Below are 13,654 nucleotides of genomic sequence, written 5' to 3' on the forward strand. Positions count from 1 at the left end.
CTTGCGTGATCGTCGTGGATGCGGATAGCCCGCCGCACGAATGCCCTTTCTGCGCTATCGTCGCCGGTCGCGCCCCTGCTCGCGAGGTGTTGCGAACTAGCGACGTCTTGGCCTTCTTGCCGGATGTGCCTGCCGTGCTCGGCCACACGCTTGTGGTTCCTAAGGCGCATCTGCCGAATATCTGGGCGGTTAGCCAGCGCGAGGCGCACGCATTGGCAGACGTGACCCGTCGCGTCGCGGCAGCCGTTGCCGTAGCAGTAAATGCCGAGGGCATGAACATCATTCAGTCCAACGGCGCGGCCGCGGGCCAGTCCGTGTTCCATCTACATATCCATGTGGTCCCTCGGCAGGCCGGCGATAGGATGCCCGACCTCTGGCCGGAAGATGCCAAATGGCACTTCGAGCAACTTGATTCAGTCGCTGAGGACATACGCTCAACCGTCGACCATCACGGCTGAGTTGACGGTGCTGGTTCCTGGGAACTCGGCTCCGGTGCCTTTGTCGTCTCGATCGACCCCTGTGACGTTCGAGTAGGCAACGGGGCAATTGACGTCGGTGGTGATGTGGGGATCGATGTCGACGATTGGCTTGATTGAACGGCACTGCTGGAGGGTGTTTGCTCTTCGGGGGCGTCCTCGTTCCCGTGCAAATTCGACGTACTCGGTTGTGGCGGCGATGAATCAGCGACGGCCAGGACGATGGTCACGACGACTGTCAGGACGACGATGGCGAGGTAAAAAATTCTGAGACTCAAGGAAAATCCAACGCCCCACCACGGTTGCTGCTCGGCATACGGCGTTGGGTTGATTGTGAAGTCCCGCAGTTCTTTTGCTGCGATGTCCGCGTACATTCCTCGGAACGCCCGCTCCTGGCGAAGGTAGTAGGTGTCGAGCACCCAGAAAGCTAACACCGGCACAAGGGCCACGAGCGCAAGTCCTGCGTGCTTCTGCGTAATCGCAAAACCCAAGAGAGCTGAGGACAACGTCAGCGCCCAGCCCTTCAAGAGGAATGAATTGTTTGCCAGCCTTGTGATTACCGCTTGGACGTAATCCATGTGCTTGTGATGGTCGCTACGGTCGACCTCACCTGCCGAGCCGTGGTCTGCTGCAGGCATCAAGTACCCATGTCCACATAGCGGCCAGCCGCAGCGCCAAAGGACGACAAGGGCTCCGCCTTCTTACGCGAGGGCAGCACTGCGTAGGGAAGCGATCTGCCGTCTGTCACTCGAAGCTGTTCGATTTGTTTGTAAAGGCCGAGGTACTCCTCGCCTGCGAACTTCGCGCTGCTGGTGCTGTCCAGGCGCATGACCGAAACTCTTTCACTCGCCTTGAAGCCGTCAAAATAGCCGAGCTCCCAGGGCATCCAGCGCGACGTCTTGGCATTGCGGGATGTTGCGTAAATCATGCTGGTCGAGTTCCGCATCTGCTCCCTCAAACGTGCTGCTGTGGCGTGAGACACCGCCGCGCGATCCAACTCCGGGTCGTCGATCCAGTCGACGTACACGCTCAGGTTCTTGGACGTCAGCCAGTCACGGAGACCGAGGATTACACGCGCATCCCGGACGCTGTGGCTGAGAAAGATGTCGAATGTTCCCGCGGCGGCCTTCGCCCCGGTTCGTAGGGAGAACTCAGCCGCACTCGCGGTCAAACTGACTCTGCGCCGGAAATCTTCCTCGTTGTACAGGCTCACGGTCGTTTCGCGCCCCGGTCGGACCACGCGGCGAGGTTTAGGCGTAGCGCCGCGTAGGTGGCCTGCGAATCTGTGCGGGTTGGATCAAACACCGGTATGCCGGCGGAGCGTAGGCCAGCGGCCTCGAAGGGATCGGGCCCAGCGCGATCGACGCTGCCCATCGAAGACAAGCCGTGAATCTGGATACCTAGCAGCGGTTTACCATCGTTCCATGCCTTCTGGATCTCATAGTTGACCCAAGGCCGACTCGCAGTCTGCTGCCCGATCAGCACGACCACTGCTCGCTTGTAGCGCATCTGGTCGTCAATCCAGTTCTTAATGGCTTGGTCGCCGCGACTGCGGATACTTTCCCAGTCTTGCGAGTTCAACAGCGGTTGGCCTTCAAGAGCGTCGATGTTGCGGACGAGCTGCACACGATGGACGTCACGCTCGTAGTGGAAACTGTAAAAGACTGTCTTTGCCATCATTGACCCCCGGCTCTAAAGGTGCAGCAAAATCATTGCCGCATCGACCATATCCGGCGGCTCCGACATTGCTTGGAGCGTGTCGTCGCGAGGTTGCCATTTATTGGCTAGTGCCCTCGCCGCCGGACTAGATGGGCCTCTACGCAGCGCCTCCGCGATCAGTAGCGAGGGGGGTGCGCGTTGACGCCGCGGTGTCTTCGCTCTGTCTCGACGGCGGCACCGCGCCGCCGGAGAGTGCCCAGACTGGTCACCTGGCGCTATCTTGAAACCTCCGCGCGAGGGCTCTCCTCAAGGGAAATCCGACTTAGGGACAAAGGGGGCGTGGTCAGTGGTCGCTCGTGTTTGGCGGTGGGTGCGATGGACTGTCTTGATTTCGTCGTGCCCCTACCTGATCGCACTAGCGCTGAGCCCACTTTTTCAAGTCAGCATTTCGTGGCTTGATCGCATCACCGGTTCCGGCCAACTGCTCCTAACCAGCATCGCCCTGCTCGGTGGCGGGTTGAAAGAACTGGGAGGAATGGAGCCAGGCGTCCGCGAGAGCCACAAGGATCACATCACCCCCTTCTCGTTTGTGTTCGCTGGACTGATGGCTGCCGCTTACGGGGCGATCGCAGCAACGCAGGCAAGCGGTAAGACTTTGACTCCAGATGTGCAGCGCTATGTCACGCTAGGATCGATGGTGTTCTTCGCCGTCAGCCTCATACTGACTGGTTATGCCGTTGCGGTGAGCCATCCAAGGGAGAGCTTGTGAGATGGATCTAATCCCTGTACTTCTCAACTTGGCGGCCGGCGCTGGCGCTGCCTCAATTGCTGCAGTCGCGTGGGATGCCTTCAAGCTTCGACGCGCGAAGTCGCGTGCGAACCCGGCACAAGCGGACGTCGTCGGCCGGGATACCGACCCAGAGTCGGTAGACATCTCTGAGTTGATGGCGACACTCGACTCCGCCGAGCGCGAGATAGCGGAGGTTAAGACGAGGCTTGAAGGGCTCTCCACATAGCTAAAGAATCTAGGCTGATAATCCGGCCGTCGAGTTCAAGATGCGATGTGCTGACCTCGCCTAATCGATGGGGCCCGCAGCTTACCGTCGAACAATGCCGTATCGCAGTTAGCTACACGATTGGAGAAGGCGCGCGGTCTACGGCAAGTCGCTGTCGGACTAGGTCACGTCTCCCTAGGTGACGTTGTACCAGCGGTCCCGAAAATCCAAATCCCAGTGTTCAGTCCCGCCGAGTCCGTGACCTGCTTCGCCACCCATGCCGGTTTGGACCACTCTGACGACCACTCACGTGTACGCGCTGTCGTGGATCGCCCTGGGTCGATCCCGCTGGCGGTCAGCATGGCGAGAATGTACTCCGGCAACCCCGGAACGGTCACCGAACTGTCCTCCGCCTACTTGCCGAAATTGAATGCCCTCAAAGAACGAGGGCGCCGTACCACCCGGAGTCGGCACCGCGACGCTCTAAGCTGCGACCCGGCACCGACTCATGTCGCCCGAGGCATGCCGAGTCGACAGACAACCAACGGCTCACTACCCAGGGGCCTTCGCGCTCCTCACTCTGCGCGGCGATTGCGCAAAATGCTGCCACCTCCGGCCGCGCAACTCGCGACCCCGTCAGCGCCCTAGTACTTGAGGCCGGACCTCTCTTTGCTGACAACACGTGGAACCCGGCAGTACGCAACCGACGGAGTCACGTCAACAACATTTCGAGGCGCCGCGCACGACGTTGGGCCGCAAATGTCCACCGTCGCGGGTCGGCAGTGGCGAACAGGAGATGGCGCAGTAACAAGCCCGCAATCGCTTGTTCGACCGCAATGGTCGACCGACCCTCCCCGAATCAACCCATGCCCGTCCATCGAATCGGACCTGCGTTGAGCAGTTGACACATTAGGGGGAATGTCTAAAGTTCTGCGTCCGTTGCCGAGAGAGATACTCCGAGGATTATTGGCGTAGTGGAAGTCAGAAGTTGCAGTGTCAGTTCCAACCCAGTGTCGATTATTGATTGAACGTCTGCATGGTCCTGCGACGCGATGTGAGCGACGACGTCGTGGGTCGCGTAAACGCAGAGCGGGGCGGGATTGGGTTGGTCGCGAGCACGCTCAAGGGTCAGTGGTTCGTGAGAGTCTGGCAGGTCCAGGGCAACGTCTACTAAATCCACTGTTGTAGAACCGGTTTCAAGCAGCGACTTGAGCAGACTTCGGCTCCGGACCCGCGTAAACTCGAGAAGATCTAAAGCCTCCGATGCTGAGACCGCGTAGCTCTCGCGCCAGCCGGGGATGCCAGTCTCGGCTAGCCAAGACCGTATGTTCTCCCGCGTCGCCGGGATGTCGGCGGGTAGGTGTGTAGAGACAGCATGGGCCAACCTGCGGGATCTGATTCCCGAACTCATGAGTATCAGTGCCGATACAGAGTCCACCCCGTACCGGATGTACCTACCTAGCTCCGGGCAAAAGCGGGCAACGACTTCCTTTTCCTCCAAACGTGCGTTGACGTACTCCACAAGGGCACCGACCGTCCAAGACAAATAATGCTCAAACTGTTCTGTCACTGCTCCTACCATTTGTTCGACCCGCCATGCAGCAGGATTGGCGGCGGCCAAATGCCGTTCGGCCATTGTTGATAGCGACATGCCCGACAACCAGTCGGTGAGGAGGTCGACGGGCGGGATCCCTAACTCCTGGCCTTTGGCGCTCAAGAGAAACCGCCAACGCGGAGCCTCTGGTAGATCGAGAAGCGCGCTTAACACACGTGGAATTCTTACCGCTACGTACGGGTCGCTCATGTCAGGCAAAGTGCCTTCGGCTTCTCGGCGAGCAATGTTATCCGCCAAGCGCGATGCCAAACCGTCGATCGTTCGAGAGGAACCAACACTGGTTCCTGTCCGCGGCCAACGACGACGCGCCTCCGGATCGCTGCGAGCATAGGAAACGCGCACTGCCTCAGCCACTCGCAAGCATGCGGCCCTCGAAATATCCGACTGAGAGGCAGCGAGCGTTGAATCGACTAGCCGGTCGAGGTTCAGATCGTCCGGGTCGATATTTATGGACTCGCCGACCGCGAGGTAATTCCAAACGAACCCGACGAAATCTGATGCGATTTCATTCGCTGTAAAGACAGCGTCCTCATTATCTCGAATCCGGGCTTCAAGATCGGCGAAGGCATCAAGCGCGCTGTCTGACAGCAGTGCGGACGTAATCGCCAACGCTTCGGCATCGGGGTTCAGAAGTTCAAAGTCTTCCTCTTTTGGCTCGGCTCCTCGAACAAGCACGATCCATCCCTCGGTCTCCCTACCGGCGCGACCTGCTCGCCCCATCGCGTTAACTAGCCGTGCACCGCGGAGCCGGGTGTCCTCAGGTTGCCCAGGAAACGGTTGATCATACACGACGACGGTGCGCACCGGGAGATTGACGCCCTCCGTGAGCGTAGAAGTGCACGTCAGGTACGGAAGTACGTCGTTCCGGGCGGCTTCCTCTAACGCCTCCAGAACTTCAATGGGCAGACGCGCGTGATGGAAACCCACGCCACGCCTCAAGGCAGCGACTAGGGGATGCTCGTCACCGATTTGTTCTCGCACGAAGTCTATGAGAGGCGTCAGAGCTGGGAAATCGCCGACCGCCCTGTCAGCTATGCCTCGTGCGACCAATTGCGCTTGAGGCCGGGTTGACGTGACCACCAGAACGGAACCGGCGTGGCCGAGAGCGGTAATCATGTCGCTTGCTATTTCATACTGCTTAGTCGACAACATACTGTCGGTCGGCAGGTTCTTCTTCCGCGAGTTGCCGTCGGTGGACTTGCGGACAATTTTCCAGTGGATATCGTCTCCAGTTACCAGCGAAGCTTTCTGACCATCGGCTAATCGCAGACGAATCTCTCCGCTAACTTGCGTTGTGTGACGATACTTCCACTTCCTTGCCTTCACCGGTTCTGTGTCTGTACTCCGCCAATCGGCCCTAGTGGTAAAGGCGGCATGCAAACGCCTTGGCCCACGCCAGTCTGATTCATGTTTCAGCGGCGTGCCACCGGGAGATAGCCATTGCGCGATTCCGCCAACATTACCCATCGCGGCGGATATTAAAATAATTTTATGCTCGGTGTCGGAGGTCAAAATTTGAAGTAGCGATATAACCGATTCCAGTAGGAAGCCTCGTCGACCTTCTTTGAGTAGCTGGGCCTCGTCAATGATGAACATTCCAAATCGATCTACGACCTCTCCTGGGTTGTGCCGAAGCATGTGTCCGAGACGCTCAGGTGTCATGACTTCTACGTCAGGCGGGTCGGTATCGATCTCGAAAAAATCCCAGATGGTCGGATAGTCAGCTTGTTCCGAGCCAGTTTCTTTTTGGAGAATTCGCACTCGACTATTCATGGCCCGACGCACTTCCCTGCCGAGGCTCCGTGTGGGCGTGACATAGCAAACGCTAGAATCTTGACTCGACAGATGAGCGACCGCCAATATTTGCGCCAGCAGCGTCTTCCCGCCACTAGTGGGGACGGCTAGAACCATCCGTCGAACCTCAGGATCTAGAGGTGATGGTGCGCTTGAAAGCAGTTCCCGTTGCGGCTCCCACAGGGTCAATACCGGAGGGCTGCCGACCGTAAAGGCCTGTCTGACGAGGTCAGAAACTGTGGGGGGCAAGATTAGCGGGTTCCATAGTGATCCCGCTTCCGCCTCACCAGAGAGGTTAAGCAGATGAGCCGCCACCCAACGCGCATTGATGTCGCCGGGTCCAGCTTGTCCGCTGGCCGCTGTCAGCAGTCGCGAATTACCGCTTTCCAACCTAATTGCGCGGCCTCGCGCGAAGTAGGTTAGCAGGTCGTCTACTCCCAGTATCACCATATGAGCAGTACCGAACACAGTAGTCGTCAAATCCGGCAGCTCCGAGCCGCTCGCAATTTCAGCTAGTTGCCTGCGCCAAATACGAAGCCAGCCAAATAGCGTCCGAGTTTCGAATCCCAAGAACGCGAGACCAGCCTCGATCGCGAGTGTGTCGATATGGTCAAGTACCGGAATATCTACACGTATATCGTTTCTGAGTCTATTCATTATTGCCGTAGCGTTTGGATCGCGGCCACCGCGCCGATACCCAATGGCGGCGGCAAATCCGTATGACAGCCGGTCTTTGAGATCTAGGTTCTGGTCGTTTAAAGCGAGGTCGAAAATATGGGCGCTCACAAGAAAAGCCTGACGCTGCCTTGCTAAGGTATATCGGCCCCGCGCTTCGTTCACAGACGCTACACCGTGCAGATACCAGGCCGAGTCCAAAAGGGGCTGCGACACTGCCGATCTCCGCAATAGAAGCTGAACTTCTAATTCGCCCATTAGCTGCTGCAACTCTTCCGCACTAGGAAGATTTGTACGGCCACCGAGCGCGCCGGTCAGTAGTTCCAGGTCTAGAGCCCGCTCCACACGATTTCCTTCACCCTTTCTGCAAAAGCCGGATAATCCGGTATAGCAATTACGAGGCCCTCGCGCTGCCCAGCTCCCGAGTACTCAGGGAACTGCTTCTCGAGAGATCCAAAAGACCGTGGGCCACCGGGCGCCTTCTCCGACGATGTCCCCACCGATACACCGACCCCAGAGCGATCACTTCGGTCGAACCACAATTCGACTACGTTGGCGTAGAAGTCGCCGATCACTCCGCCCTCAGCTATTGTCTCGGGGCCGGCGAGCTTCGCGAGGTACTCATGACCGCGGGTTTTCAACTGGTTGCTCGCACGTCGGATGGTCACCGATACTTTGCCGATAGCGTCATGCTTCTTTATCTCCCAGAGCCGGAAAACGAGTTCGTTCGTAAAGGTCCCGGACTCTCTGCTGTAGATGACCAAGCCGTCCCCGCCAGGCTCGAGTGGATCAGGCTTTACAGAGTGAGCGCGCACAAGGTGGCGGCCATCGCGGCAAACAAGCCGCTCATCCATCAACCGGTTCCAGATTAACTCCGCCACGTGCCCTTGCAAGTGGTCTTCGTCGGGTGGATTTCCGGGCAGTTTGAAACCGATCCCGACATATGCCTCGAGCGCAGACTTCCGCGACCCTGTCGCCGGTTGTCCGCCGTCACGGCGCGATCGCCAGGTCTCGAAGAGGGGTGAGCTTCCACATCGGATACGCATCGCGTCTTCGGCGAGGAGCTGTGCGATGGTCTCCCGATTCTCGTCCGTTAATTCCGTACCGCCGACCGCGTAGTCGACTGACGACTCACCGTCGCTATCAATGAGGTTGAGCAAGGGTGTGACTGCAGTTGGCACATCTGTCGACACGCGAGCCGTCCTCCCCATTCTCAAACGTTGCGACCTCCGCGGATAGTACGCACCTGCCGAGAAGAAAATGGCGACCACAGGTCGCGCGCCTCCGAGTGGGTGCCCTGACTATTGGGGGTGCGGCGCGGGGCCCGTGGTGGGATCGGACCCGAACACGACGGTCAGGTCATTGGTGGTGATGTCTCATGTAGCTCGACGCGACCTCGAGCGCTTCATGACCGCAGCCCGCCAAGCGTGATGCCGAGCTGGTCAACCGAAGGTTTTGTGAAACGTGGTCGGCGTTGCGCGTGCGGGCAGTGGATCATGCGGGGACGCGTGTTCGTTGGCGTTAGCGTCAGTCGATGGCGAAATTGCGGATACCCAGATCTTTCGGGGTGATCACCTTGGAGGCAGGTATTGCACAGGAGTGTGCTCTCGATCATGGGTTGGACGTAATGCCGAACTCTCGACGGTGATCAGTTTGTGAAGCTGCGGCGCACCGGTGACTGGGTGGCCACCGCGGCGCTGGTGGTGTCGTGTGGGCTGGCCGGGAAGATGCTCCCGGCGCATGCCCCCGGCTGCGGCTATAGTTCGATCCCGTTGTCACGGTTTCGGTTCCGGCCACGTACGGCGGTGCGGGCGTGTTCCTGGGTGCGAGCGTCGGCGATGGCAGCCGCCATCTCTTCTGCCGTGGCGCGCAGAGCGGTATCGGCGGCGTGTCGTTCCTGGATCGTGCGGTCGCGCCGGTCAAGCAAGCGGACCACCTGGTCGGGAAGCTGCTGCCGCGGAGTGTTTTCGGCGGCGCGGTGGGCGGTGACAGGGACGTCGTCGTGGGTGGTGATGATCGCGCGGGCCATAAGGCCGGCTTGCTCGCTGGTCCCGCGGTGCAGGACGGGCGAATCAGCGGAATCCGCCGTACTGTATTCGGATTCGGTGGTGCGTTCGCAGAGGTAGGCGGTGTTGGCGTCACGGGCGCGGGTCATGGCGACGTACAGCATGGATCGGGTCGTGTTCAACCCCAGGACGGCGTGGGCGGTATCCGCGGTTACCCCTTGCGCGGAGTGCACCGTGGTGGCGTAGCCGTGGGTGAGGTGCATGCGGACGTACTCGGCGTCGAACACGGCGCCGGCACGGTCGGACAGTCGTTCGGCCGCAATCCGATTCGTGCTCGGGTCAATGGAGGCAACGCGCCAGCGGTCACCGTTGCGCACCGGATCCGGCGCAGCCTTGCGGTAGTCGGCCCGCCGGACGTCGACGGAGGGGTCGTTCCGGCGGGACAGGATCAGATCGCCAGCGGCGATACGCTGCCCACGCGCGCCAGCGACGGTCGGTGCGTCGGTGGCGATGACGTCGTCGTGAATGCGGCGGTTGAGGGCGTCAGCCATCTCGGTGGTGTCGCACAACAGCAGCGCGTCCTTGCCGACCGCGACACCCTTCCGGTACCCGCCCAAGGCATCGGTCGCCATGGCGATCTGATCGCCGCATCGCAGCCGGTCGTGGTCGCGGTACCAGTCGACGGCCGCACGGACCGCCGCCGGCTCCCCATTGCGTAGCGCGAGGGATGCGGTGCGTTCCTCGGGATTGCGCATCCGCCAGACCTCCGAGAGATGTTGCGTCCACGGCAGATCCGCGCAGAGCTGGGCGAACATGCCTCCGCGGGCCTTGACCGGGGCGAGCTGGTGTGGATCGCCGACCAGGACGGTCTTGACCCCTGCGGTGGTGGTGGCGGTGAGGAGTTGGCGGAGGTCGTCGGTGCCGACCATCCCGGCCTCGTCGACCACCACCAGTGTCCCGCGGTTCAACGTCAGAGTGCCGTTCCGGAGATCCTGGATTGCCTTCGCGATTGTGAGCCCGAAGTCGCCCGCACCTTCGCGGACGGCGACGTCGACCGCACGCCCGGTGGGCGCGAGCACCAGGACGCGGGCGTGGTGGCGACGATGGGCGGCGGCGCGCAGCGCACGCAGCGAGGTGGTCTTGCCCGCGCCTGCCGGCGCCGACAGCGGTTGCACCAACCACGGCGACCGACCGGTGTTCTCCACTGCCGTCTTCTGATCCGCCGACAGGCCGCGGGTGTCCTCTTCCCTAACCCACAGCTGCGCGCGGTCATCCCGGGCGTCGGCGAGGTCGAGCACGGCGACCTCTTCGGCCAGGATCCGGCTCAGGGTGAAGCGCTCGTGGCCTTCGCGTTGATGTTTCTGCCGTGGTGCGGTGAGGCGCATGCCGAGCTCGTCGACCGCGGCTTCCACCGCCTCCCGCGGTGACCGTTCTCCGTCGACGGGGAGTTGCGCGCCGATGATCTCGACCAGGTCCGCCCGGGTGAACGCGGCCTTGTCGATCCTCTCAGCCGCATCGGCGAGCCGCCCGCGGTCGAACGGAATGCGCGCGGCCGCACGGCGCGTCGCGCGTGCCTGCTCGAAGGAGGCGTGGTCCAGGCGCACCCCCCGCTCGTCAGCCCGCCACTGCCGAAGCAATTCCGGCCAGGCAAGCTCTTCAGGTTTGGTTGGCCGGGTGGCCTTCTGCGCAGCCGCGAGCTGCGCCGCACTCAACGGCCCGTCGACCACGGTGAGGTGGTGAGCCGCCCAGTCCCGCAACTGACTCGAGCGCCGCGACCATGCGGTGATCGAGGTGCGGTCGATCCCGGCGAGTTCGGCCATCCCGGTGTGCGGATCGACCGGTTCCCACTCGAACCCCAACGACTTGTGCAGTTCTCGGCGCAGGGTGGCTTGATAGATCACCCCGGCCGCTTTGGCTTCGTGATACAGCGATGTCCCGTCGATCGAGACCAGGACGCCGTCGGCGCGGGCCTGGCGGTTGGGGACGATAACGTGGGTGTGCAGGTGCGGGTCCCCGCAGCGCGACGTCTCGTGTTGATAGGCCACCGCGACCAGACCGGGAAGACGGACGAGGTCCTTCAGTTCGGTGAGCGGATTGTGCACTCTTGTGTAGCCGGCGTGCGCGGCCAAGTACTCCATCGCCTCAGCCAGAGCGGTGGTGTGGGCGTCGGCGATGCCCTTCGCGACGACGTCATCAACCTTCACCGCCCGGATCACCGACACACTTTTGGGCGCGGCGAACGTCAAATCGAAACCGTGGACACCCCGCTCACCGAATCCGCGTCCGGACCCTCCACCCGGAGCGACGCCGTCGTCGAGCCAGCGCGCCACGACTCCGGCGTCGGCCTCTCCCCCGGCGCGCTGGTTGTCCGAAAGCCCGACCAGCCCGGCCGTTGTGCGGGTGTCACCGGCGCACAACCACACTGGGGTGCGGGTGTCGTGTTCGGAGTAGTACTCCCCCAGCCCGCCCCCGGCACGTTGAAAGTCCGTGGTGGCGCGCTGAGCTGATTGGGCGGTGTCGAGGTAGTAGGTGATCGACCATCGCTTCAACTTCGAGATCGTCAACACCGCAGCCACCAACCCGGGTATGAAACCCCAAAGTCAGAACGACTGCCCCGCCGTCACTTGCGGCCACGCCCCACACGCAACCACGACCAGTATCGCACCTTGTGCAAATGTGCCACTGCAGTTTCTGGGGTAATGGTCCGAGTAAATATCTGTAAGACTTTATGAGGCAATGGTTTTGGAGACGCTGAGAATGGGTCGGTGACTTTTGGGACTGAGACGAAAGGAGGTTGAGACGGGACGGGAAGGCGTGGGAATTGAATTCATGGGGATTGCGAGCCGACCTGTCGCCGAGGCCGCGGTGAAATCGGTCGACCAAAATAGCGCGGCGAGTGTCGCTCCGCAGACTTACAGTTGGGTGATCCGAACTGGGGCGGACCGACAAGGAAGTGACCGCCATGGACGAGAACTTTGATGACAGGTGGCTAACCCGCCAGGAGCTGGCCGACCGATACGGACTCCCGGTGAAGACGCCGGCCGAGTGGGCCTCCAAGGGAACCGGCCCTCGCTACGCGAAGTTCGGCCGACACGTGCGCTACCTGCTGAGCGATGTAATGGACTGGGAACGACAACAATTCGCCGAGGAAAAACGTCACCCAGCGTGACTACCATGGCGAGATGATCGATCCACCAGCCAGCACAGGCACCACGCCTGCCGGGCAGCCCCAGGGATAGTGCCGTGGCCGGCAGACCCTCGCTGAGAATCGGCGAGCACGGCAAGATTCGACGAGAGTATCTCGGCGGCGGAGTGTGGCTGGCCTTCTGCCGCTTCCGCGACACCGACGGGGTGACGCGTCGCGTTCAGCGCGTCGGGCCCGCCGACTCGCACGACAAGCGCGGCAAGCTGGCCGAGGACGCCTTGATCGAAGCGCTAGGCGAACGCCGCCCGCCATCGGAGGCAGGGCCGGACGCGATCGGCCCGGACGCGTTGGTGATGGCCCTTGTTGATCAGCACCTCGCACGACTGGCGGAGGACGGTAGATCCGTCGCCACCCTCGCCACGTACAAATTCGCGGCCAACAAGCTGAGAAAGTTCCTCGGGGGCGTGCGGGTGCGTGAAGCGAATACCTCTCGGCTGGACGCGGCCCTTCGCTCGATGAGAGAGGCTCACAACGCGACGATGGCCAAGCAAGCGAAGACCATCCTTCGCGGCGGCCTCCAACTCGCGGTGATGGCCAACGCGCTCCCGGCTAACCCCGTGAGAGACGTGCAGCCACTGCGGTCCAAGACTCAGCCCAAGGGGGCCACGGCGTTGACCGCCGAGCACTTGCGCCGACTGCTGGCCGACGTGTCGGCGTCGGAACGATGCCGAGAGATCGACCTGGTCGACCCGATCACCGTGCTGGCCGCCACCGGCTTGCGAGAGTCCGAGTTACTCGGTCTGCGGTGGGTCGACTTCGACGCTGGCGCCGGCACGCTGACCGTGACCGGCAAGCTGGTGCGGGCGACCGGCTACGGGCTCACCCGCGTCGACGAGACGAAGAGCGCAGCCGGGAAGCGGACGCTGCCGCTACCTCGTTTTGCCGTCGATGCCCTCACGGCGCGACAGGGACGGCCGTTCCTCGGTGAGCAACAGATGATCTTCCCCTCGACGGCGGGCACCTGGCGCGACCCCAACAACTTCAACAAGCAATGGCGTCAGGTGCGGGACGGGGTCGGGGGCGCCGGCGTCACCACGCACAGCTTCCGCAAGACCGTCGCCACCCTCATCGACGGCGGCGGCCTGTCCGCAAGGATCGGCGCCGACCACCTCGGGCACACGAACGTGTCCATGACACAGGACAGGTACATGGCCCGAGGTCGAAGCCATATCGAGGTGGCCGCCCTGCTCGACCGGGCCATAAACGACGAATAAACGTCGACTCGAGAT

The 13,654-nt window shown here is 61.7% G+C and carries 11 protein-coding genes; 5 read left to right on the top strand and 6 right to left on the bottom strand.

What is annotated here, in order from left to right:
* Positions 1–5 precede the first annotated feature (5 nt).
* Positions 6–458: an HIT family protein gene (locus ASD37_RS18530; RefSeq protein ID WP_156720963.1), complete on the top strand. Its 453-nt coding sequence runs from the start codon at positions 6–8 to the stop codon at positions 456–458.
* Here ASD37_RS18530 and ASD37_RS31545 read toward each other — a convergent pair.
* The 3 genes from ASD37_RS31545 to ASD37_RS18540 are packed head-to-tail and all read right to left on the bottom strand — an operon-like array spanning position 449 to position 2,153.
* Positions 449–1,114, bottom strand: coding sequence for a hypothetical protein (locus tag ASD37_RS31545; protein WP_156720964.1), 666 nt, complete (start codon positions 1,112–1,114; stop codon positions 449–451). The two genes, ASD37_RS18530 and ASD37_RS31545, sit on opposite strands and share 10 nt — an antisense overlap.
* Complete coding sequence (locus tag ASD37_RS18535) at positions 1,114–1,689, bottom strand: TIR domain-containing protein (RefSeq protein ID WP_056554419.1); 576 nt, start codon at positions 1,687–1,689, stop codon at positions 1,114–1,116. Before ASD37_RS18535 ends, ASD37_RS31545 begins: the two co-directional genes overlap by 1 nt.
* Positions 1,686–2,153, bottom strand: coding sequence for a TIR domain-containing protein (locus ASD37_RS18540; protein WP_235568460.1), 468 nt, complete (start codon positions 2,151–2,153; stop codon positions 1,686–1,688). Before ASD37_RS18540 ends, ASD37_RS18535 begins: the two co-directional genes overlap by 4 nt.
* Before the next feature lie 367 nt (positions 2,154–2,520).
* On the opposite strand from ASD37_RS18540, the gene ASD37_RS18545 reads away from it, so the two are divergent.
* Entirely contained in the window at positions 2,521–2,904 is a 384-nt protein-coding gene (locus ASD37_RS18545; RefSeq protein WP_056554424.1) for a hypothetical protein, read from the top strand.
* 1 nt (position 2,905) lies between these two features.
* The gene (locus ASD37_RS18550) at positions 2,906–3,151 is read left to right on the top strand and encodes a hypothetical protein (RefSeq protein WP_056554427.1); all 246 of its coding nucleotides are present in this window, start codon (positions 2,906–2,908) and stop codon (positions 3,149–3,151) included.
* Between the two features lie 901 nt (positions 3,152–4,052).
* On the opposite strand, the gene ASD37_RS31045 is transcribed toward ASD37_RS18550, so the two are convergent.
* From ASD37_RS31045 to mobF, 3 genes are all read right to left on the bottom strand, one after another.
* Positions 4,053–7,559 (bottom strand): DEAD/DEAH box helicase, encoded by a 3,507-nt coding sequence (locus ASD37_RS31045; protein ID WP_082570241.1) that lies wholly within the window; start codon positions 7,557–7,559, stop codon positions 4,053–4,055.
* Complete coding sequence (locus ASD37_RS18555) at positions 7,544–8,407, bottom strand: hypothetical protein (RefSeq protein ID WP_235568461.1); 864 nt, start codon at positions 8,405–8,407, stop codon at positions 7,544–7,546. The genes ASD37_RS31045 and ASD37_RS18555 overlap by 16 nt, the downstream gene beginning before the upstream one ends.
* A 563-nt stretch (positions 8,408–8,970) precedes the next feature.
* A complete protein-coding gene (gene mobF, locus ASD37_RS18560) occupies positions 8,971–11,787 on the bottom strand; it encodes a MobF family relaxase (RefSeq protein WP_056555444.1) in 2,817 nt (938 codons plus the stop codon).
* 395 nt (positions 11,788–12,182) lie between these two features.
* Here mobF and ASD37_RS18565 point away from each other — a divergent pair, with 395 nt between their 5' ends.
* Together ASD37_RS18565 and xerC are read left to right on the top strand one after the other, a co-directional pair.
* Complete coding sequence (locus ASD37_RS18565) at positions 12,183–12,389, top strand: AlpA family transcriptional regulator (protein ID WP_056555447.1); 207 nt, start codon at positions 12,183–12,185, stop codon at positions 12,387–12,389.
* Positions 12,390–12,463: 74 nt separating this feature from the next.
* Positions 12,464–13,639: a tyrosine recombinase XerC gene (gene xerC / locus ASD37_RS18570; protein WP_056554432.1), complete on the top strand. Its 1,176-nt coding sequence runs from the start codon at positions 12,464–12,466 to the stop codon at positions 13,637–13,639.
* The last annotated feature ends 15 nt before the right edge of the window (positions 13,640–13,654 follow it).

Source organism: Mycobacterium sp. Root135, assembly GCF_001426545.1.
Lineage (GTDB): Bacteria > Actinomycetota > Actinomycetes > Mycobacteriales > Mycobacteriaceae > Mycobacterium.